The organism is Bosea sp. NBC_00550, assembly GCF_026020075.1.
Classification (GTDB): Bacteria; Pseudomonadota; Alphaproteobacteria; order Rhizobiales; family Beijerinckiaceae; genus Allobosea.
This window is the reverse complement of the sequence record NZ_CP102772.1, coordinates 1,351,437-1,370,843: the sequence shown is the minus strand read 5'-3', so window position 1 is coordinate 1,370,843 and position 19,407 is coordinate 1,351,437. Positions and strand designations below refer to the sequence as shown.

19 protein-coding genes are annotated in these 19,407 nt (G+C 67.0%); 4 read left to right on the top strand and 15 right to left on the bottom strand.

Annotated elements, in window-relative coordinates:
• Nucleotides 1-10: 10 nt before the first annotated feature.
• Both NWE53_RS06420 and NWE53_RS06415 read left to right on the top strand, forming a co-directional pair.
• On the top strand, nt 11-982 hold the full coding sequence (locus tag NWE53_RS06420; protein ID WP_265053525.1) for an AEC family transporter: 972 nt from the start codon (nt 11-13) through the stop codon (nt 980-982).
• Nucleotides 983-1,054: 72 nt separating this feature from the next.
• Nucleotides 1,055-2,176 (top strand): CaiB/BaiF CoA transferase family protein, encoded by a 1,122-nt coding sequence (locus NWE53_RS06415; protein ID WP_265053524.1) that lies wholly within the window; start codon nt 1,055-1,057, stop codon nt 2,174-2,176.
• A gap of 145 nt (nt 2,177-2,321) precedes the next feature.
• Here NWE53_RS06415 and NWE53_RS06410 read toward each other — a convergent pair whose 3' ends face one another.
• Entirely contained in the window at nt 2,322-3,497 is a 1,176-nt protein-coding gene (locus NWE53_RS06410) for a UbiH/UbiF family hydroxylase (RefSeq protein WP_265053523.1), read from the bottom strand.
• Between the two features lie 135 nt (nt 3,498-3,632).
• Here NWE53_RS06410 and NWE53_RS06405 point away from each other — a divergent pair, with 135 nt between their 5' ends.
• Both NWE53_RS06405 and NWE53_RS06400 read left to right on the top strand, forming a co-directional pair.
• Entirely contained in the window at nt 3,633-4,607 is a 975-nt protein-coding gene (locus NWE53_RS06405; RefSeq protein ID WP_265053522.1) for a quinone oxidoreductase family protein, read from the top strand.
• 444 nt (nt 4,608-5,051) lie between these two features.
• Nucleotides 5,052-5,405, top strand: coding sequence for a hypothetical protein (locus NWE53_RS06400; protein WP_265053521.1), 354 nt, complete (start codon nt 5,052-5,054; stop codon nt 5,403-5,405).
• Between the two features lie 12 nt (nt 5,406-5,417).
• Here NWE53_RS06400 and rimO read toward each other — a convergent pair whose 3' ends face one another.
• The 14 genes from rimO to NWE53_RS06330 all read right to left on the bottom strand — a co-directional run bounded on the left by rimO (nt 5,418) and on the right by NWE53_RS06330 (nt 19,325).
• Nucleotides 5,418-6,737, bottom strand: coding sequence for a 30S ribosomal protein S12 methylthiotransferase RimO (rimO, locus tag NWE53_RS06395; protein WP_265053520.1), 1,320 nt, complete (start codon nt 6,735-6,737; stop codon nt 5,418-5,420).
• Between the two features lie 102 nt (nt 6,738-6,839).
• On the bottom strand, nt 6,840-7,706 hold the full coding sequence (locus NWE53_RS06390; RefSeq protein ID WP_265053519.1) for a sulfurtransferase: 867 nt from the start codon (nt 7,704-7,706) through the stop codon (nt 6,840-6,842).
• Nucleotides 7,703-8,140, bottom strand: coding sequence for an OsmC family protein (locus NWE53_RS06385; protein WP_265053518.1), 438 nt, complete (start codon nt 8,138-8,140; stop codon nt 7,703-7,705). Before NWE53_RS06385 ends, NWE53_RS06390 begins: the two co-directional genes overlap by 4 nt.
• A 129-nt stretch (nt 8,141-8,269) precedes the next feature.
• On the bottom strand, nt 8,270-9,316 hold the full coding sequence (locus NWE53_RS06380; protein ID WP_265053517.1) for a sulfate/molybdate ABC transporter ATP-binding protein: 1,047 nt from the start codon (nt 9,314-9,316) through the stop codon (nt 8,270-8,272).
• A 24-nt stretch (nt 9,317-9,340) separates the two neighbouring features.
• The gene (gene cysW, locus NWE53_RS06375; RefSeq protein ID WP_265053516.1) at nt 9,341-10,219 is read right to left on the bottom strand and encodes a sulfate ABC transporter permease subunit CysW; all 879 of its coding nucleotides are present in this window, start codon (nt 10,217-10,219) and stop codon (nt 9,341-9,343) included.
• On the bottom strand, nt 10,212-11,108 hold the full coding sequence (gene cysT / locus NWE53_RS06370; RefSeq protein WP_265053515.1) for a sulfate ABC transporter permease subunit CysT: 897 nt from the start codon (nt 11,106-11,108) through the stop codon (nt 10,212-10,214). Before cysT ends, cysW begins: the two co-directional genes overlap by 8 nt.
• 4 nt (nt 11,109-11,112) lie before the next feature.
• Nucleotides 11,113-12,153 carry a sulfate ABC transporter substrate-binding protein gene (locus tag NWE53_RS06365; RefSeq protein ID WP_265053514.1) on the bottom strand — a complete coding sequence of 347 codons (1,041 nt, stop codon included), beginning with the start codon at nt 12,151-12,153 and terminating at the stop codon, nt 11,113-11,115.
• 197 nt (nt 12,154-12,350) lie between these two features.
• Nucleotides 12,351-13,808 carry a siroheme synthase CysG gene (cysG, locus tag NWE53_RS06360; protein WP_265053513.1) on the bottom strand — a complete coding sequence of 486 codons (1,458 nt, stop codon included), beginning with the start codon at nt 13,806-13,808 and terminating at the stop codon, nt 12,351-12,353.
• The gene (locus tag NWE53_RS06355; protein WP_265053512.1) at nt 13,805-13,984 is read right to left on the bottom strand and encodes a hypothetical protein; all 180 of its coding nucleotides are present in this window, start codon (nt 13,982-13,984) and stop codon (nt 13,805-13,807) included. The genes cysG and NWE53_RS06355 overlap by 4 nt, the downstream gene beginning before the upstream one ends.
• Before the next feature lie 71 nt (nt 13,985-14,055).
• Nucleotides 14,056-14,580 (bottom strand): DUF934 domain-containing protein, encoded by a 525-nt coding sequence (locus NWE53_RS06350; protein WP_265053511.1) that lies wholly within the window; start codon nt 14,578-14,580, stop codon nt 14,056-14,058.
• A complete protein-coding gene (locus tag NWE53_RS06345; protein WP_265053510.1) occupies nt 14,567-16,237 on the bottom strand; it encodes a nitrite/sulfite reductase in 1,671 nt (556 codons plus the stop codon). Before NWE53_RS06345 ends, NWE53_RS06350 begins: the two co-directional genes overlap by 14 nt.
• A gap of 3 nt (nt 16,238-16,240) precedes the next feature.
• Entirely contained in the window at nt 16,241-16,597 is a 357-nt protein-coding gene (locus NWE53_RS06340; protein WP_265053509.1) for a DUF2849 domain-containing protein, read from the bottom strand.
• Between the two features lie 330 nt (nt 16,598-16,927).
• The gene (locus tag NWE53_RS06335; protein WP_265053508.1) at nt 16,928-17,902 is read right to left on the bottom strand and encodes a Gfo/Idh/MocA family protein; all 975 of its coding nucleotides are present in this window, start codon (nt 17,900-17,902) and stop codon (nt 16,928-16,930) included.
• Nucleotides 17,903-17,990: 88 nt separating this feature from the next.
• Nucleotides 17,991-19,325: an O-antigen ligase family protein gene (locus tag NWE53_RS06330; RefSeq protein WP_265053507.1), complete on the bottom strand. Its 1,335-nt coding sequence runs from the start codon at nt 19,323-19,325 to the stop codon at nt 17,991-17,993.
• Between the last annotated feature and the right edge of the window lie 82 nt (nt 19,326-19,407).

The window sequence follows — 19,407 nt, the reverse complement described above, 5'->3', positions numbered from 1 at the left end:
TGACGCACCGATGGCCGACCTTCTCAATATCTTCAATCTGGTCGCGCCGTTCTTTGGGCTGATCCTGCTCGGCTTTGCCATCGGCCGTTACAAGCAGCTGCCGGAGGCCGGGCTCGCCTGGCTGCAGTTCTTCCTGATCTATGTGGCGCTGCCGCCGCTGTTCTACAGGCTGATCGCCGACAAGCCGCTGAGCGAGCTCGCAAACTGGAAGTTCATCGCCGGCACGACCACGGCGACGTTCTGCGCCTTCTGCCTGTCTTTCGCGATCGGGCTGAGACACGCCAAGGGCGACATGCCGCAGGCGGTGATGCAGGGCGTCGCCGGGGCCTATTCCAACATCGGCTATATGGGGCCGCCGTTGATCCTGGCCGCGCTGGGGCCGGAGGCCAGTGCGCCGGTCGTGCTCATCTTCGTCTTCGACAGCGTCCTGCTGTTCTCGCTCGTTCCCCTGCTCATGGCCGTGGCGGGCGTCGAGAAGAAAAGCGTGCTCGCCACGGCGCGCGAGGTGGTCTGGCGGGTTCTGACGCATCCGTTCAACGTCGCGACGCTTGCCGGCGTGCTGGCGAGCTATCTGAAGTTCGAACTGCCGGTGGCGCTCGACCGGATGGTGCTCTGGCTGTCGCAGGCCGCCGCGCCCTGCGCGCTCTTCCTGCTCGGCGTCACCGTTGCGCTCAGGCCGATGAAGACGATGCCCGGCGAGGTTCCGGCGCTGGTCGTGATCAAGCTCCTGCTGCATCCGCTGCTGGTCTGGGTTCTGCTCTCGGCGCTCGGCGGTATCCCGACCCACTGGATCTATGCCGCGATCATCATGGCGGCCCTGCCGCCGGCCCTGAACATCTTCGTGATCTCGACCCAGTATCGTGTCGGCGTCGAGCGCGCCTCCGCCTGCATCCTCGTCGGCACGATCGTGTCGATGGTCACGCTGCCGGGCTTCCTGTGGCTGGTGAAGACGGGCAGGATAACGGCCGATCTCTTTCACTAGAGCATTTCCGAGCGAAGTGGACGCCGGTTCGCGTGAAGAAAATGCGATGAAGCAAAGAATCTAAGGACGCCGATGCTGCCGCTGGACGACCTGCTGGTCCTCGATTTCTCGACGCTCCTGCCCGGGCCGCTGGCGAGCCTCTTCCTGAGCGAGGCCGGCGCGCGCGTCGTCAAGATCGAGCGGCCGGGTGGCGAGGACATGCGCGGCTTTCCGCCCCGTTTCGGCGAGACGTCAGCGCCTTTCGCCGTGCTCAACCGCGGCAAGGAGAGCGTCGAGGTCGACCTCAAGGCGCCGGATGCGCTGGCGCGGCTCAGCCCCCTGATCGCGAAGGCCGATATCCTGATCGAGCAGTTCCGGCCGGGCGTGATGGGGCGGCTCGGCTTCGGCTACGAGGCGCTGAAGGCGCTCAATCCACGGCTGATCTACTGCTCGATCAGCGGCTACGGCCAGCATGGGCCGCGCGCGCAGGAGGCCGGACACGACATCAACTATCAGGCGCTGGGCGGGCTGCTCGGGCAGTCGCTCAAGCGCGGCGACGCGCCGCCCCTGCCACCGCCGCTCGTCGCAGACATCGCCGGCGGCACGATGCCGGCCGTCCTCAACATCCTGCTGGCGCTGCGCCAGCGCGACCGCAGCGGGCAGGGTTGCCATCTCGATATCGCCATGGCCGATGCGATGCCGACCTTCGCCTGGTACGGGCTGGCGCAAGGCCAGGTGACGGGCTCCTTTCCCGATGGCGGCGAAGGCATGCTGACCGGGGCGAGCCCGCGCTATGGCCTCTATGCCACCGCCGATGGCTGGTTCCTCGCGGTCGGAGCGCTAGAGCCCAAGTTCTGGCAGGGCTTCTGCGACGGCATCGGCCTTGACACCAAGCTGCGCGACGACCGCCGCGATCCCGAGGCGACCCGCATCGAGATCGCGCGCATCATCGCAGGCGAAAGCGCCAGCCACTGGCGCGCGGTGATCGAGCCGCTGGATTGCTGCTGCACTGTGGTGCGGACGCTGGAAGAGGCGGTCTCCGATCCGCAGATGACCGCGCGCGGCCTGCTCGATACGCAGGTCGAGGAACCCGGCGGCCGGCGGCTTGTCTCGACGCCGCTGCCATTGGCACCCGTATTCCGAGAGCAGGCGGAGGGGCTCCGGCGCGTCGCGGCGAGCGGCGCCGATACGCGGAAGACATTGGGCGAAGCCTGACCTGACTCCGCCGTCGTTCTCGGGCGGAGCCTTCTCGGCCCAAGGATAAACTCCGTGCAGACCCGAGAATCTCTTGCCGGAAGAAACACATGAGCCCGCTTCGGCATGAGATGCTCGGGTCAGGCCCGAGCATGACGACCGTCCGTCAGGAAGCCGCCCCGCCCGCGAGCCCCTGCCGCATCACGAAGCGGCGCAGCGGGCCGATCCGCGACAGGGCGAGCAGTGCCGCGCCGCGCAGGAGATCGGCCGGCAGCAGGTCGGTCAGCAGCGTGCGGTTGAGCGCATCGACCGCGCCGGTCCGCAGCCGGACATCGGTCCGGCGAGCGGCGTCGTAAGCCGCGATCACCGTCTCGCTGCCTGTGTCCGAGGCGCCTGCGAGCGCATCGCGCAGTGCCGCGACATCGCGCAGGCCGAGATTGAGCCCCTGCGCGCCGATCGGCGGGAAGACATGCGCGGCCTCGCCGATCAGCGCCATACGGCCGGCGCCAAAGCGCTCGACCGAAAGCCCGCTCATCGGCACCTTCCCGCGCGGGCCTACCACCGTCATCGCGCCGACCAGCGACTGCACCTGCCTCTCGGCGCGCAGTGCGAAGGCGGCATCGTCGAGCGCCGCGACGGCTTCCGCTTCCTGCGGATCGAGCAGCCAGACCAGCGAGGAGCGTCGTCCGGGCAAAGGCACCAGGGTGCAGGGTCCCTGTCGCGTATGGAACTCGGTCGAGATCTCGCGATGATCGCGGCGGTGCTCGAAGATCGCGGTCAGCGCCACCTGCGGATAACGCCAGTCGCGGCTCTCGATTCCCGCAGCGCTGCGAATCTGCGAGTTGCGGCCGTCGGCACCGACCACCAGCCGGGCGCTCATCGGCGCGAAGCCCTCGCCGGACAGCCGGATGCTATCGGCTTGCGGCTCGATGGCACGGACCAGGCCCGGTATCATCCGCAGGCCGGGTACCGCGCCGGCCTTCTCCGCCAGGATCGCCGTCAGATCGGCATTCTCGATGTTCCAGCCGAAGGCCTCGAGACCGATCTCGGATGCGCGGAACTCGACGGGCGGCTGGCGAAACAGGCTGCCACTGTCGTCGACGAGGCGCATGACGGTGAGCGGCGCGGCCTTGTCGAGCAGGGCGCCCTGCACGTCGAGATCGGCCAGAAGTCGCCAGGAGCCGTCGAGCAGAGCGACGGTGCGTCCGTCGCGCGGTGTCGCGACCGGGCCGAGCAGGGCGACACTGCTGCCTTCGCGGCTGAGCGCCAGCGCGGCCGCGAGGCCGACGGCGCCGGCGCCCACGATGGCGATATCGACCGGATCGGCGGTGTGCGTGCTCATGATAACTGGCTATCCGATGAACCGCGTTTTGGCCACGGGCCGCAAAGTCGCAAGGTGCGTTCTGCGTTCTGCAAGCTGCTGCTTTCGCGCATGATCCACTAAGGTCGGGCATCAAACCCAAGGGAGACGCCTTTCATGGTCAAAGCCATTCGCGCGCACAAAACCGGTGGGCCGGAAGTCCTCCAGCTCGAAGACATCACGTTGCCGCAGCCGGGACCCGGCGAGGTTCTGATGCGGAACCGGGCGATCGGCCTCAACTTCATCGACACCTATTTCCGTTCGGGCCTCTATCCGGCGCCGCAGCTGCCCTTCGTCCTCGGCAACGAGAGCGCCGGCGATGTTCTGGCCGTCGGGGCGAACGTCACGGAATTCAAGGTCGGCGATCGCGTCTCGGTGGTTTCGACCCTCGGCGCCTATGCCGAGGAGCGCATCGTGCCCGCAGCCTCCGTCGTCCCGCTGCCGGACGGCATTTCCTATGAGGCCGCCGCCAGCATGATGCTGAAGGGGCTGACGGCCGAATACCTGCTGCACCGGACCTACAAGGTGAAGCCGGGCGACACCATCCTCGTCCATGCGGCGGCCGGGGCCACCGGCCTCATCCTCTGCCAATGGGGCAAGGCGCTGGGCGCGACTGTAATCGGCACCGTCGGCTCGAAGGAGAAGGCGGAGCTCGCCAAGGCGCATGGCGCCGACCACGTCATCAACTATCGCGAAGAGGATTTCGCGGCGCGCGTGAAGGAGATCACCGGCGGGAAGCTCTGCGACGTGGTCTATGACGGCGTCGGTAAGGACACCTTCATGAAGTCGCTCGACACGCTGAAGCCCTTCGGCCTGATGGCGTCCTTCGGCAACGCGTCTGGCGCCGTCGAGGCCTTCAACCTCGGCATCCTCTCCGCGAAGGGCTCGCTCTATGTCACGCGCCCGACGCTGAACACCCACACCGCCAAGCGCGAGACCATGATCGCGATGGCGAAGAACCTGTTCGAGGCGGTGACGAGCGGCAAGGTCAAGGTGCCGGTCAACGCGACCTTCCCGCTGAAGGATGCGGCCGACGCCCACCGCCTGCTGGAGTCGCGGGGCACCACGGGCTCGACGGTCCTGATCCCCTGATCCGGCAACGTCATGCCCGGGCTTGACCCGGGCATCTCGGGCCGGAAGGAACCCCGGGCATTGAAGGACGACCCGGTTTTCTCGGGTCTGCTCTCGCCTCCGCGCGAGAATGCCGCACCACCGCAATCCCGTGCTTCCGCTCGCCGGTTTGACCGAACCGCGCCGTCATTCCGGGGCGGGCCGCAGGCCCGAGCCCGGAACCCATGAACACCACGGCCCATCCAAAAGCGCGCCGATCCCGACAAGCCTTCTCGTCCGACCCTGTGTTCATGGGTTCCGGGCTCTTCGCTGACGCGAAGCCCCGGAATGACGGCGGATTCGCGTGTAAAATCGGCGCCCGCCAGCCGGGCGCATTTTTGTTTTGGCATCCATGAACCCGAAGGGCCGGCGCCGCGACAAATCGGCATCAGCGGGACACGCTGACAGCCATTCGGGACCAGGACGATGCCCAGCAAGCTTCAGATCACCGGCTTCCTTTTCGCGACCTTGACCCTTTCCGGCGTGGCGATGGCCCAGCAGGGCGGCGGAGCGGGTGGCGGCGCGGGTGGCGATGCCGGCGGCGGCGACACCTCGGTCATTGCGGTCCGGCTGAAGGATCAGGAGCGCTTGCGGGTTCCCCGCCCGGTCCGTACGAGCACCGAGGTTGCCGGTGCGAACTGCATCACCCATGCCTGCAACGAGCCGCCGAAGCGGGGCGAGCCGGTCGTGCATCTCGTCGACAATTGCGGCGGCGATCTCAGGATCGCGCGGGACCGCAACGGACGCGCCGTCCGCCGGGTCTGCGAGTTCACCAACTGATCGTGGTTGCGCTCAAACGGCGACGCCGTGCAGATCGTAGGCGTCGGCACGCTCGATCTTGACGGTGACGATGTCGCCGGGACGCAAGGGACGCCGGCTTGCCACATAGACATTGCCGTCGATCTCCGGCGCGTCCCATTTCGAGCGGCCCTTGGCGACGGTCGGGCCGGCTTCGTCGATGATCACCGGGATGCGCTTGCCGACTCGGGCCTTGACGATGCGGGTGGAGATCTCGGCCTGCGCCTTCATGAAGCGATGCCAGCGCGCCTCCTTCTCCTCCTCGGGAACGAGGGTAAGTCCGAGGTCGTTGGCGGGGGCGCCCTTCACCGGCTCGTATTTGAAGCAGCCGACGCGCTCCAGTTTCGCTTCCTTCAGCCAATCGAGCAGGAACTGCACATCCTCCTCCGTCTCGCCGGGGAAGCCGACGATGAAGGTCGAGCGGATGGCGAGGTCTGGGCAGATGTCGCGCCATTTTCGGATGCGGTCGAGCGTGCGGTCCTGATGGGCCGGGCGCTTCATCGCCTTCAGGACGGAGGGCGAGGCGTGCTGGAAGGGGATGTCGAGATAGGGCAGCACCAGCCCTTCCTGCATCAGCGGGATGACCTCGTCGACATGCGGGTAGGGGTAGACGTAGTGCAGGCGCACCCACATCCCCATCTGCCCGAGTTCGCGGGCAAGCTCGAAGAAACGCGTGCGAACCTCGCGGTCCTTCCACATCGACGGCGCGTATTTGATGTCGAGGCCGTAGGCGCTGGTATCCTGCGAGATCACCAGCAGTTCCCTAACGCCCGCCTTGGCCAGCTTCTCGGCCTCGCGCAGCACGTCGCCGATCGGTCGCGAGACGAGGTCGCCACGCAGCTTCGGGATGATGCAGAAGGTGCAGCGGTTGTTGCAACCCTCTGAAATCTTCAGATAGGCGTAGTGCCGCGGTGTCAGCTTGATGCCCTGATCGGGCACGAGGTCGACGAAGGGGTCATGCCGGGGCGGCACCGCCTGATGCACGGCCGAGACCACGCTCTCATAGGCCTGCGGCCCGGTGATCGCGAGCACGTTCGGGAAGACGTCGCGGATCTGCTCGGGCTCGGCGCCCATGCAGCCGGTGACGATGACCTTGCCGTTCTCGGCCATGGCCGAGCCGATCGCCTCCAGCGACTCCGCCTTGGCCGAATCGAGGAAGCCGCAGGTGTTGACGATGACGAGGTCGGCGCCCGCATGGCTCTTCGAGAGCTCATAGCCCTCCGAGCGCAAGGAGGTGATGATCCGCTCGGAATCGACGAGCGCCTTGGGGCAGCCCAGCGAAACGAAGGAGATTTTCGGCGCGACGGCGTTCATCGGCTGCTGGCTCGGTCAAAATGTCAGGAAGCGCCGCGCGTCACGGCACGCGATCGGCGCTTCCTTTGAACCTTTTCAACCTGTTTTGCAATCGAAAGCGCGTCAGGCCGCCTTGCCGGTCGCGACCGGCCGCTCCGGATCCTGCGTCCAGTCGGTCATCGAGCCGTCGTAGAGCGCGATCTCGTCGCGGCCGAGCACTTCGGAAAGCACGAACCAGTTCGCGGCGGCCGAATGACCGGTGTTGCAATAGGACACGACCGGGCCGTTCGGCACCGTTGCGTAGAGCTTTTCCAGCTCTCCGGGCGCCTTGAGCTTGCCGCTACCGGGCTCGAAGGCCTCGGCGTAGTCGCGAGGGATGGCGCCAGGGATATGGCCAGCGCGCGTTGCCTCCGCCGCCTTCTCGCGCCCGTCGAAATAGCTCGGCCCGCGCGCGTCGACGAGGCTCGCCTGCTTGCTGCGCGAGGCGACGAGTGTGGCGTCCGTCGTGCTGCGCAGGCGTTGCTGGGCAATGATGGGATAGGGATCCGCCCCCTTCGGTGCCGATGCGCCGGTCTCGACGGGTCGCTTCGGATCGGCAGCCCAAGCCTTGAAGCCGCCGTCGAGCACTGCCTGCTGGCCGTGACCGATGAATTTCAACGTCCAGTAGACCCGCGCCGCCGCAGCGAAATCAGTCGCGGCCGTGCCTGCCGGGACGATGACGACATCGTCATGCGGCTTGATGCCGAGCCGTCCGACCAGCGCGGCGACATGGTCGAGCGGGGGCAGCAGGCCCGGCGCATTGCCGATCTTGGCGCGCCAGCCATCGGCCGCATAGTCGGAATGAACAGCGCCGGGAATATGCCCGGACCCGAAGGCGTCCTTGCCACCATCGGCGGCGGTGCGAATGTCGATGACGACGAGTTTCTCGTCGCCAAGCCGGGCGGCGAGCGCCTCCGGCGAGATCAGTCCTGCGAACTCAACCTGGCTCATGCAGCGGCCTCCTTGTGCAGTTCGTCGATCACTTCGAGGCTGTAGGTCATCTCGGCCGTCGCCCCGAGCATGATCGAAGCCGAACAGTATTTTTCCTTCGACAATGTGACGGCGCGTTCCGCCTTGGCCTGCGAAAGGCCCTTGCCGGTGATGCGGTAGACGAGGTGGATCTTGGTGAAGACCTTGGGATCGGTGGTGGCGCGTTCGGCCTCGACCTCGACATCGCAGCCGGTGACCGATTCACGGCCCTTCTTGAGCATGCCGACCACATCGAAAGCCGTGCAGCCGGCGAGCCCGATCAGCAGCATCTCCATCGGCCGGATACCCAGATTGCGCCCGCCATATTCAGGCGCGCCGTCCATGATCATGGCGTGTCCGCTGCCGGACTCGCCCATGAAGGCCATGCCTTCCACCCATTTCGCGCGTGCTTTCATCGCGATCTCCCATCCGGATCGTGGCCCGGCCGGCGCGGTGGCCGGCTGGATTCGCAGCGGAGGCTAGGGCATCGAGCCGAAAAGGGGAATCCGCTTTTCCAGATCACCGATGCCGAACAATCGGGTCGATCAAGCGGCAGCGAACAGGTTGCCATGGGTGATGCGCAGCCGGATGCGCTCACCGATCGCCGGAGCGACCTGGCTGGCGAGATCGACCTCGAGCCGTTTCTTGAGCCCGTCGATCGCCACCTCCGCCCGGCGCAGCGGGCCGTTGCGACGCAGATGCTCGACTACGCCGGGCAGGGCCAGCGGCGTCTCGTCGACGATGCGCAGATGCTGCGGGCGGACATAGAGCGAGGCCGAACCGCCCTGGTTCTGCGTGATGCCGCCCAGCACCGGCCGGTCGCCGAAGAAGGCCTGGCTGCCGACGACCTTCACGGGGAGCTTATTCACCTCGCCGAGGAACTCGCAGATGAACGGCGTCGCCGGATGGTCGTAGACGTCGTCGGCCGAGCCGACCTGCTCGATGCGCCCCTCGTTCAGGATCGCGACGCGGTCGGCGAGTTCCAGCGCCTCTTCCTGGTCATGGGTGACGAAGACGGTGGTGTGGCCGGTACGCCCGTGCAGTTCGCGCAGCCAGGCTCGCAGATCCTTGCGCACCTTGGCGTCGAGCGCGCCGAAAGGCTCGTCGAGCAGCAGCACGCGCGGCTCGATCGCAAGCGCGCGGGCGAGCGCGACGCGCTGCCGCTGGCCGCCTGAGAGCTGGCTCGGATAGCGCTTTTCGAGGCCGGGCAACTGAACGAGTTCAAGCAGGTCGCCGACGCGCTTGCGGATTTCCGCGGAGTCGGGGCGCTCGTGGCGGGGCCGGGACTTCAGCCCGAAGGCGATGTTCTCGGCGACGTTCATCGTCTTGAACAGCGCATATTGCTGGAAGACGAAGCCGATGCGGCGATCGCGCAGCGAGAGATCGCGCGTATCGGTCTCCCCGAACAGCACGCGGCCGCGATCGGCCTCTTCCAGCCCGGCGATCAGGCGCAGCAGCGTGGTCTTGCCCGACCCCGATGGGCCGAGCAGCGCAACGAGCTCTCCCGGCTGGATATCGAGCGAGACCCCCCGCAGCGCCGGGAAGGTATCGAAGCGTTTCTCGATGGTTTCGATGGTGACGGCGACCGACATGGCGAGAAATCCTTCGTCTGTGGGTCAGTGACGGCGGCTGGCGGCGATCACGTCGCCGTAGTGCCATTCCAGCAGGGTCTTGAGCACGAGGGTGACGAGGGCGAGCCCCGCCAGCAGCGAGGCAACCGCGAAGGCCGCCGCGCCCATGTACTCGTTGTAGAGGATCTCGATGTGCAGCGGCATGGTGTTGGTCAGGCCGCGGATCTTGCCGGAGACGACGGCGACGGCGCCGAATTCGCCCATCGCGCGGGCGTTGCAGAGCAGAACGCCGTAGAACAGGCTCCACTTCACGTTCGGCAGCGTCACCGAGAAGAAGACGCGCCAGGGCGAGGCGCCAAGCGTCAGCGCCGCCTCCTCGTCGGACGAGCCGAGCGACTGCATATGCGGGATCAGTTCGCGAGCCACGAAGGGGAAGGTGACGAAGACCGTCGCCAGGATCAGCCCCGGCAACGCGAAGACGATCTTGAGGTTGTTGGCTTGCAGCCACGGTCCGAAATAACCTTGCGCCCCGAAGAGCAGCACGAAGACGAGGCCGGAGATCACCGGCGAGACCGAGAAGGGCAGGTCGATCAGGCTGATCAGCAGATTCTTGCCGCGGAACTCGAACTTGGCGACCGCCCAGGCTGCCGCGATGCCGACGACGATATTGAACGGGACAGCGATCGCCGCGACGAGCAGCGTCAGCCGGATCGCCGCCAATGCGTCGGGCTCGATGATCGCGGCGCGATAGGCCGCCCAGCCCTTGGCACCGGCCTCGACGAAGACGGTGACGAGCGGCAGCAGCAGGAACAGCAGCAGGAAGGCGAGCGAGATCGCGATCAGGGCGATCTGCACACCCAAGCTTTCGCCGTGCGCCCTGCGGGTGGCTGGCCTGGCGGCCGAGGGCAGCGTCGCGTCAGACATCGCCGAACCTCCGGCGGGCGCGTGCCTGGATCAGGTTGCCCGCAAGGATCAGCGCGAACGAGATCAGCAGCATCATCGTCGCCACCACGGCCGCGCCGGCATAGTCGAACTGCTCAAGCCGGATCACGATCAGCAGCGGAGCGATCTCCGAGACCATCGGGACGTTGCCGGCGATGAAGATCACCGAGCCGTATTCGCCGACGGCCCGCGCGAAGGCGAGCACGAAACCGGTCATAAGCGCCGGCAGGACCGGCGGCAGGATGACCCGGAAGATCGTCCGGACGCGGCTGGCGCCGAGCAGTGCGGCGGCTTCCTCGACATCGCTTTGCAGCTCTTCCAGCACAGGCTGCACGGTGCGTACCACGAAGGGCAGGCCGATGAAGATCAGCGCCACCATCACGCCGAGGGGCGTATAGGCGACCTTGCCGTCGAAGCCGAAGGAAAGATCGGTGAAGGGGATGGTGAGGCGGAAGGCGAGCGGCGCCAGCAGCGAGCCGACCCAACCGTTCGGCGCGTAGATCGCCGCGAGCGAGATGCCGGCCACCGCCGTCGGCAGAGCGAAGGGCAGGTCCACCGCCGCATCGATCAAGCGCCGGCCGGGAAACTCGTAACGCACCAGCACCCAGGCCAGGATCAGCCCGAACACGGCGTTGACCAGCGCGGCGAACAGCGCTCCGGTGAAGGAGAGCCTGAGCGCGGCCAGCGTGCGCGGCGAGGTGGCCACCGCCCAGATGTCGGCGGGGCCGGCGCTGGCCGCCTTCAGGAACAGAGCCGCCAGCGGTATCAGAACGATCAGCGACAGCGCCGTCACCGTGATGCCGAGCGCCAGCCCGAAGCCGGGCAGGATGCTGGGCTCGCGCCAGCGGAAGGTCGTCGTCGCCGCCGTCATGGGGTCAACGAGCCGGCTTGTAGAGTTGGTCGAAGGTGCCGCCATCGCCGAAATGGGTCGGCTGCGCCTTTGCCCATCCGCCGAAGGCCCCATCGATCGTCACGAGTTCGACCTTCGGGAAATTGGCGACGTCCTTCGCGTCGGCTGCTTCGGGGTTGCGCGGGCGATAGAAGTTCCGGGCGATGATCGCCTGCGCCTTCGGCGTGTAGAGGAAATCGAGATAGGCCTGCGCCGGCTCGCGGGTCTTCTTGGCGTCGACATTGGCGTCGACGAGCGAAACCGGCGGCTCCGCGAGGATCGACAGGCTGGGGACGACGATGTCGAACTTGTCGGCGCCGAATTCCTTCAGCGCCAGGAAGGCCTCGTTCTCCCAGGACAGGAAGACGTCTCCGATGCCGCGCTGGGTGAAGGTGGTGGTGGCGCCGCGCGCGCCGGTGTCGAGCACGGGAACATTGGCGAGGAGCTTGCCGATGTAATCGCGCACCTTCGCGTCGTCCTTGTTGAACGCCTTCTCGGCATAGGCCCAGGCGGCAAGGTAGTTCCAGCGCGCCCCGCCCGAGGTCTTCGGGTTCGGCGTGATGATCTGCACGCCCGGCTTCACGAGGTCGCCCCAGTCCTTGATCGCCTTCGGATTGCCCTTGCGGACGAGGAAGACGATCGTCGAAGTATAGGGCGAGGAGTTGTGCGGCAGGCGCTTTTGCCAGTCGAGCGGCAGCTTCTTCGAGCGCTCGGCTATGGCGTCGATGTCGCCGGCCAGCGCCAGCGTCACCACGTCGGCGTTGAGGCCATCGATGACGGTGCGGGCCTGGGCGCCCGAGCCGCCATGCGACTGGCGGATCGTGCTGATCTTTTTATCGGGATTCTTGGCGTTCCATTCTTCGAGGAAAGCCGCGTTGAGGTCGCGATAGAGCTCGCGGGTCGGATCGTAGGACACGTTCAGGAGTTCGGTCTGGGCGCGCGCGCCGGCGACGACGCCGAAGCAGAGCGTGAACGCTCCCAGAACCAGCCCGGCCCTAAGAAGGCGGCGAAATACGGGTCGCGTCATGTCAGGGCTCCGTTGTGTGCACGACGAAGTCGCAAGGGCGATCTTCTATCCGTTCTGAATAACAAACGAAACGTACTGAATTTACGGCCTATTCTCAATGATTTAGGGCAGTATGGCCCTTCCAAATTGCAGCGCTGGAAGAGAAAACGCATCTACCGCGATGGCGTTCCCGCCGTCGCCCAAACCATCGGCGGCTCTCAGGCCCGGCGGCGATCCTCGGCTGGATTCGCCACGGCCAGAAGCGAACCGAAGGCATGGCCGAGCAGGACGAGCACCGGCCCGCTCGCCGGCAGTTCCGAGAGCTTTTCCGGCAGGGTCGCGATGGTCGCGGCGACACGCGCCTCGTCGGGCCGCGTCGCCGACAGCACGGCGACGGCCGGAGTGAGCGGATCGAGCCCGGCAGCAATCGCGCGCTCGCGGAAGCCGGGCAGGGTGGCCCGTGCCATGTAGATCACCGTGGAGGCGGCCGGGTCGGCCATCGAGCGCCAGTCCAGATCCTCAGGCAGCTCGCCCTTGCGCGAATGACCGGTGACGAATTGCAGGCGCCTTGCATGGTCGCGATGGGTCAGCGACAGCCCGAGCGAGGCGGCCGCGCCCTGCGCAGCCGAGATGCCGGGCACGATCGCGACCGGGATGCCGGCGGCATGGCACGCATCGATCTCCTCGCCGGCGCGGCCGAAGATGCCGGGGTCGCCGCCTTTCAGCCGCACCACATGCTTGCCTGAGGCGGCGAGCGAGACGATCAGCGCGTTGATGTCGCCCTGTTTCACCGAGGGGCCGTAGCCGGTCTTGCCGACGAGCATGCGCTTGGCCTCGCGCCGCGCCAGTTCGAGCACGCCGGGCGAGACGAGGTCGTCATAGAGGATGATGTCGGCGCTCTGGAGCGCGCGGATCGCCTTCAGCGTCAGCAGTTCCGGATCGCCGGGGCCGGCGCCGACCAGCGTGACGCGGCCCTTGCCGTCATGCACCGCCTCGATCTGCGCGAGCCGTGCGAAAAGCTCCGCTTCGTCCTGCGGGCCGGGCTTGCGCTCGGGCTCGGCCATCGCCCTGGCGGCGAAGAGCTCCCAGAAGGCGCGGCGGAGCGTGAAGGGTAGTTCGCGGGCCTGGACCGCCGGGCGCCAATCGGCCGCAGCCTGTGCCCAGTTCTTGAGGCCGGCCGGGAGCAGCGCCTCGATCTTGGTGCGGATCGCCTGGCCGAAGACCGGGGCGGCACCGTCCGTCGAGACGGCGACGATCAGCGGCGAGCGGTTGACCAGCGCACCGAAGGCGAAATCGCAGTAGTCCGGCTTGTCGACGATATTGACCGGCACGCCGGCCTGCCGCGCGGCGGCGACGAAGGCGCGGATCGCGTCGGAATCATCGAGATCGGCAACGGCGAGCGCCGCGCCATCGAGATCGCTGGCTTGCCAGCCCCGGCCGTGGACATGCACGCGGTTATTGATTTCGCCATTCGACAGATCGGCGAACAGCGCAGTCTCGCTTTCGGCGAAGACATGCAGCTCGGCGCCCGTGGCAGCGAGCAACTCGGCCTTCCACACCGCGCCTTCGGTCGCGCCGGCCAGAACGACCTTACGCCCGTCCAGCTTGTGGAAGAGCGGCAGCGTGGCCAGCGGCTCGATTCGCCCCGGGGTCGTCGTCGGCTGTCTTTCGGTCATCGCGTCGTCGCCACGGCCTTCTCGTTCGTCGCGCCGGGCTCGCCGCCCGCGGGTGGCGTCAGCAGCCACAGCGCGGCCAGTGCCAGGATGATAAGGCGAAAGCAAAGATCGAACCAGCGCCCGCGCGCCTCGGTCGCCGGCCGTGCCGGAAGCAGCGCCTCGATCTCCGCGTGCATGCTGTCCTCCGCGATATTGATGGGGCTCGCCCGGCCTGTGTCGCCGCGCCTGCTTGTGGTCGATGCCGTGCTCATTCGGCCGCGATCCCGGATGCGGCCCGCGCCGCCTTGCGACGGTCGAGAATATTGCGCTCGGCGCCGTCATAGCCGCGCTGATAAGTGGCGCTGAAGGATTCGCGCGCGTGCAGCCATTGCGGAACCGGCTGGCGCGCCGCGCTCGCCTCCGGCAGCTCGATCGTGTCGAAACCGCTGGACAGGGCATAGGCGAACTGGTCGGCGATCAGCGGGCCATTGGCGCGAACCTCGCCCTGGAAGCCGGCCCGGCGGACCTGCCGGGCGAGGCTGAAACCGCGCCCGTCCGAATAGGCCGGGAAGGCGATGGCGACGAGCGCGAGCCGCGCCAGGAAGGGCGCGAGTTCGGCGAACGGGACGGAGTTCGGCAGGATCACACCGATCTCCTGATCCGGAGTTTGTGCCGCAAGCGCTTCCGTCAAAGCCTCCCAGGGCACGAGCGCCGCCGGGATGTTGCCGATCGCGGCACCATCGCTGCGGGTCCAGCGATCGTCCCGGCTTCCATTGCGATCAAGCAGCGGCACGGGCGGTCTCCTGGAATGCTGTCTTGAATGGCCCGAGGCCGATGCGACGGACGTTGTCGATGAAGCTCTCGCCGTCGGTGCGCTCCGCCAGATAGACGGAGACGATCCGTTCGATCGCATCCGGCACATCCTCTGCCGCCAGACCCGGCCCTAGGATCTCGCCGATCGCGGCGTTCTCGGTGGCGTCGCCCCCAAGCGTGATCTGGTAGGATTCGATGCCGCGCTTTTCCAGGCCGAGAATGCCGATATGGCCGACATGGTGGTGGCCGCAGGCGTTGATGCAGCCGGAGATCTTGATGCCGAGTGGCCCGATCTCGCGTTGGCGGGCATCGTCGGCGAAACGCTGCTGGATCGCCTGAGCGATCGGGATCGAGCGGGCCGTCGCCAGCGCGCAGTAATCCAGGCCGGGGCAGGCGATGATGTCGGTGACGAGGCCGATATTGGCGGCGGCTAACCCGGCCTCGCCGAGCTTCTGCCAGATTGCCAGGAGATCGCGCTGGCGCACATGCGGCAGCACGAGGTTCTGCGCATGGGTGACGCGCAACTCGTCGAAGGAATAGCGCTCGGCCAGATCGGCGACGAGGCGCATCTGCTCGCTGGTCGCGTCGCCCGGCGCCTGGCCGAGCGGCTTCAGCGAGATCGTCAGCGCGGTGTAGCCCGCCAATTTGTGCGGCGTCGTATTGACCTCGACCCAGCGGGCGAAGGCCGGATTGGTCGCCTTGGCCGCTTCCAGCGTGTTGCTCACGGCCGGCAGCGTCTCGTAAGCCGGCGGCGCGAAATAGGCGGCGATGCGCGCCACCTCTTCGGGATCGGCATTGATCGACGGGCCGTCGAGCTGCGCGAACTCGGCCTCGACGCGGCGGGTGAACTCCTCGGCGCCGGTCTCGTGGACCAGGATCTTGACGCGCGCCTTGTACTTGTTGTCGCGCCGGCCTTCGAGATTGTAGACGCGCATGATCGCCTCGAGATAGGCGAGCAGGTCATTGTTCGGCAGGTAGTCGCGCACGACCTTGCCGATCATCGGCGTGCGGCCGAGCCCGCCTCCGACGCTGACCTCGTAGCAGACCTCATGCGTGTCAGGATGGCGCCGCAGGCGCAGGCCGATGTCGTGCGCCCTGGTCACGGCGCGGTCGTGCTCGGCACCGGTCACCGCGATCTTGAACTTGCGCGGCAGGTAGCTGAACTCGGGATGGGCCGAGGACCATTGCCGGATCAATTCGGCGGTGGGGCGGGGGTCCTCGATCTCGTCCTGCGCGACACCGGCGAAATGATCGGCCGTGACGTTGCGGATGCAATTCCCCGAGGTCTGGATGCAATGCATCTCGACATCGGCGAGCAGCCCGAGGATTTCCGGAATATCGCGCAGCTTCGGCCAGTTGAACTGCAGGTTCTGGCGCGTGGTGAAATGGCCGTAGCCGCGGTCATAGCGCTCGCCGATCAGCGCGAGCTGCCGCAACTGCCGGGAGTTCAGCGTGCCATAGGGGACGGCGATCCGCAGCATATAGGCGTGAAGCTGGAGATAGACGCCATTCTTCAGCCGGAGCGGCTTGAACTCGTCCTCGGTCAGCGAGCCGTCGAGCCGGCGCGAGACCTGATCGGTGAACTGTGCCACCCGCTCCCGCACGAAACGCTCGTCGAATTCGTCATAACGATACATGGATCAGCCCTTCGGCCCGGAGGCGATGCCTTCACCGGCCTGCTTGCCGAGATCGGGTCGGTTGCTGGGGCCGAGCGTCTTGAAGCGCTCGCGAAAATGGCGTGGAATCGGGCGGCCGGTTTCGACCGCCACATCGACGAGATAGGCGTCGACGACCCTGTTTCCGCGAAGCTCGGCGGCGGCGAAGGCTTCGAGCCGGTCGGCTGCCGGGTCGTCTGCAGCGACCAAAGCCAGCGCCGGATCGCGCGTCCAGGCCAGAGCGTCGGCGCCGTCATTGCTCGCGAACACCACGTCGCCGTCGAGCAAGTCATTGGCGAGCAGGATCGCCGGCAGCGGCACGCGTTTCGTCACAGCGGCCATTATGCGGCCCCCGCCAAGGTCAGCGTCAGCCCGTCGCGCGCCATGACCCGCCAGCCTTCTACGGCTTCCAGTGCATGACTCCGGCCCTGTCGATCGACGACGTTCAGAATTGCCACGATAACGCCCATCCCCGTTCGGTCTTCCGAACAGGATTTTACGCTACAGGCGGGGTATGGCTCAATTCACATCAGGTAGTCGGTTTTTTCGTATTATCGACTCTGTAGAGTAGAATTATCCTGAAGAAGGAGTTTTGGGCCGATCCGTCGCAAAATTTTGCCATCTCGGCAGCGTCCGGCACGGAGAGAGGACGCCGCCTCGGTTCGACCGTCGTCAGGCGCTCTTGAGGATCGCCTCGACGATCTCCTGGACGTCCAGCGCCTCGCTCAACGTCGCGAGATGATGTGGCTCGCCACGCGTCAGCTTTGCGACACCTTCGAGCTGGCGGCGCAGGGCCAGGGGGCGCGCTTCGTTCTGCGAGAGAGCCTCCGGATCGCGCTCCCAGGAGCCGTCAGCCAGACGCCGCTCGGCCTGCGACCAGTCGCAGAGGCGTACCGCGCCCTTGTCGCCTTCGAGCGTCCAGACGTTGTGGTCGTCCTTCGCGGTGGTGCCGACGCTGCCGGTGAGGGTGGCAGGCAGGGCGCCTGCCGTCAGCGTCGCCTCGATGCGGCGCTCGCTCTTGCCGGGCTCGGGATAGACAGCCTTGCCAGCGAGGCCGGCGAAAGGCCCCGCGATACGACGTGTCAGGAACAGGAAATGCGAGACGACCTCGCGGGTGAAACCGCCCTGCACCGGCCCGTCGAGCCAGCCGGCCGCATCGGCCTGCCAGGAGCGCGGCCAGGTCGCGAAGGCGACCTCGATCGAGATGCGCCGGGGCGTGCCGACGACGCCCGAGGCGATCCATTCCTGCAGCCGTACGACGGCCGGGGAGGAGGCGAAGGGGAAGTTCACGGCGCCGCGCTCCTTCGCTTCGGAGACGAAGGCGCGTGCATCGGCGAGATCGACCGCCAGCGGCTTCTCGCAGAACACGGCCTTGCCGGCGGCAAGCGCCGCCCGGGCATGGGCGAGATGGGAGGTGGGCGGGGAGGCGATGTAGACGCAGTCGCTGGCGGCGATCAGGGCAGCGGCGTCGGGCTGGTGCGGGACCGCGGGCAGGGCGGTCGCGATCCGTTCCATGGCCGCGGAGGAGGGGTCCCAGATGCCGGAGACCTGCAGGGCCGCGGCCGGCTGGTCGAGCGCTGCGCGCAGCATGCGCTCGCCCATGATACCGGCGCCGATCAGGCCGAAGGAGATTGAGGTCTGGGGCATGTGAGGTCTCGAGCAGGCGGTTGATGGAATTGCCGCGCCCTGCATGGCATGCCGCGATGGTCGGACGGAAGCCGCTTTAGCTGCCGGATCAAGTCGGTGTCGCGACGGTCCGCATCCGAGCCGTCAGCGAAAGCCCCATCACCGCCAGCGCGAACAGCACCCAGAGCGGGTCGGCGCGATTGAGCAGGAACGCTTCCAGCATGCCGACATAGGTCATGAAGATCACGATCATGACGAAGAGATCCGCCAGCCTGCGATTGGCCGGCGCACGCCAACTCGCGAGATAGTTCAGCAGCGGCTTGCCCATCAGCAGATAGATCATCACCGCCGCACCCGGGACGCCGAAGGCCAGCGCCGCGTCAAGATAGCTGTTGTGGCCGGAACCGATGCCGCGCACATCCCAGCTTGCCTCGAAGTTCTCCTCGAGGCCGGTGACGATCGGCGTCTGCCAGAAGCTGGCGTAGCCGTAGCCGAGCCAGGGCCGCTCGGCGATGTGCCGGAGCGCGAATTTCCAGATCTCGTCGCGGCCAGTGAAGGTCGGATCGGAGATCAGCGCCGCGCTGAGCGCGTGGAGCTGCGGCCAGATGACGGAGCCGACGGTCAGGGCGGCGATGGTCGCGACCAGGACGAGGTGCAGCAGGATCGTCAGGCCGGGCCGTCCGGTGATGCGGCTCAGGAATACGAGGCCGATCGTCAGCGGCAGGAAGCCCAGTGTCGTCTTGGAGCCGCTGTTGAGCACGAAGAGCACGCCGAGCGCCACGATCAGGCCGCCGCGCCAGCGTAACCCGCTGCGCCAGGCGTAGATGCCGAACATCGCCATGATCGAGAAGACCGGTGCCGCGAAGTTCTTGTGGCTGAGGTGGCCGCGCCAGTCGCCGGCATGGACCCCTTCGGCGCCTTCCGAGCTGTGGACGGCGAGATGCGGCGCGAGCAGTAGCGCCCCGTAGACCAGCGCCAGCAGCAAGAGGCAGGCATTGGCTGCGGCGGTCGCGAAGCTTCGTTCGTCGCGCGGCAGGACAAGCACGCCGGCAATGATGGTCATCACGATCGCCGCGAGCAGAAGTCCGCGCAAAGACGCGGTCGGATCGAGCGACTGGGCGGCTGAAAGCGCTGCGATGCCGAAGATGATCGCCCAGCTGCCGCTGCCGAGCCGAGCCAGAACTGCTCGCTGCGTCAAGCTCAGCATCGCGACCAAAAATGCGAGGCCAAGGACGAAATAGCCGATCTGGTTGACGATATTACCGGTGGATTCGCCTGGCGCAGTCGCCTCGGGCGGCCCGGCGAAGGGCTGGAGCGACATCATCAGCACGAACAGGCCGAAGCCGGCGAGAACGTTGCCGAGCGAGCCCGTGCCGGCAATGCGCGCGGTTGAGCCTGATCGTGCCGGCTGGTTGGTGATCGAGCCCTGGACGCTCTCGCTCATGGCCGCTTCGCGTTGGACTGGACGACCTTGCTCCGGGGAGCCGGGCTGGCTGTCGACATCGTAGGCGCTGACATATTAAGGG

Coding starts and splice junctions, on each gene's coding strand:
- NWE53_RS06420 (WP_265053525.1), top strand. CDS start 11: ATGGCCGACCTTCTCAATATCTTCAATCTGGTCGCGCCGTTCTTTGGG.
- NWE53_RS06415 (WP_265053524.1), top strand. CDS start 1,055: ATGCTGCCGCTGGACGACCTGCTGGTCCTCGATTTCTCGACGCTCCTG.
- NWE53_RS06410 (WP_265053523.1), bottom strand. CDS start 3,497: ATGAGCACGCACACCGCCGATCCGGTCGATATCGCCATCGTGGGCGCC.
- NWE53_RS06405 (WP_265053522.1), top strand. CDS start 3,633: ATGGTCAAAGCCATTCGCGCGCACAAAACCGGTGGGCCGGAAGTCCTC.
- NWE53_RS06400 (WP_265053521.1), top strand. CDS start 5,052: ATGCCCAGCAAGCTTCAGATCACCGGCTTCCTTTTCGCGACCTTGACC.
- rimO (WP_265053520.1), bottom strand. CDS start 6,737: ATGAACGCCGTCGCGCCGAAAATCTCCTTCGTTTCGCTGGGCTGCCCC.
- NWE53_RS06390 (WP_265053519.1), bottom strand. CDS start 7,706: ATGAGCCAGGTTGAGTTCGCAGGACTGATCTCGCCGGAGGCGCTCGCC.
- NWE53_RS06385 (WP_265053518.1), bottom strand. CDS start 8,140: ATGAAAGCACGCGCGAAATGGGTGGAAGGCATGGCCTTCATGGGCGAG.
- NWE53_RS06380 (WP_265053517.1), bottom strand. CDS start 9,316: ATGTCGGTCGCCGTCACCATCGAAACCATCGAGAAACGCTTCGATACC.
- cysW (WP_265053516.1), bottom strand. CDS start 10,219: ATGTCTGACGCGACGCTGCCCTCGGCCGCCAGGCCAGCCACCCGCAGG.
- cysT (WP_265053515.1), bottom strand. CDS start 11,108: ATGACGGCGGCGACGACGACCTTCCGCTGGCGCGAGCCCAGCATCCTG.
- NWE53_RS06365 (WP_265053514.1), bottom strand. CDS start 12,153: ATGACGCGACCCGTATTTCGCCGCCTTCTTAGGGCCGGGCTGGTTCTG.
- cysG (WP_265053513.1), bottom strand. CDS start 13,808: ATGACCGAAAGACAGCCGACGACGACCCCGGGGCGAATCGAGCCGCTG.
- NWE53_RS06355 (WP_265053512.1), bottom strand. CDS start 13,984: ATGCACGCGGAGATCGAGGCGCTGCTTCCGGCACGGCCGGCGACCGAG.
- NWE53_RS06345 (WP_265053510.1), bottom strand. CDS start 16,237: ATGTATCGTTATGACGAATTCGACGAGCGTTTCGTGCGGGAGCGGGTG.
- NWE53_RS06340 (WP_265053509.1), bottom strand. CDS start 16,597: ATGGCCGCTGTGACGAAACGCGTGCCGCTGCCGGCGATCCTGCTCGCC.
- NWE53_RS06335 (WP_265053508.1), bottom strand. CDS start 17,902: ATGCCCCAGACCTCAATCTCCTTCGGCCTGATCGGCGCCGGTATCATG.
- NWE53_RS06330 (WP_265053507.1), bottom strand. CDS start 19,325: ATGAGCGAGAGCGTCCAGGGCTCGATCACCAACCAGCCGGCACGATCA.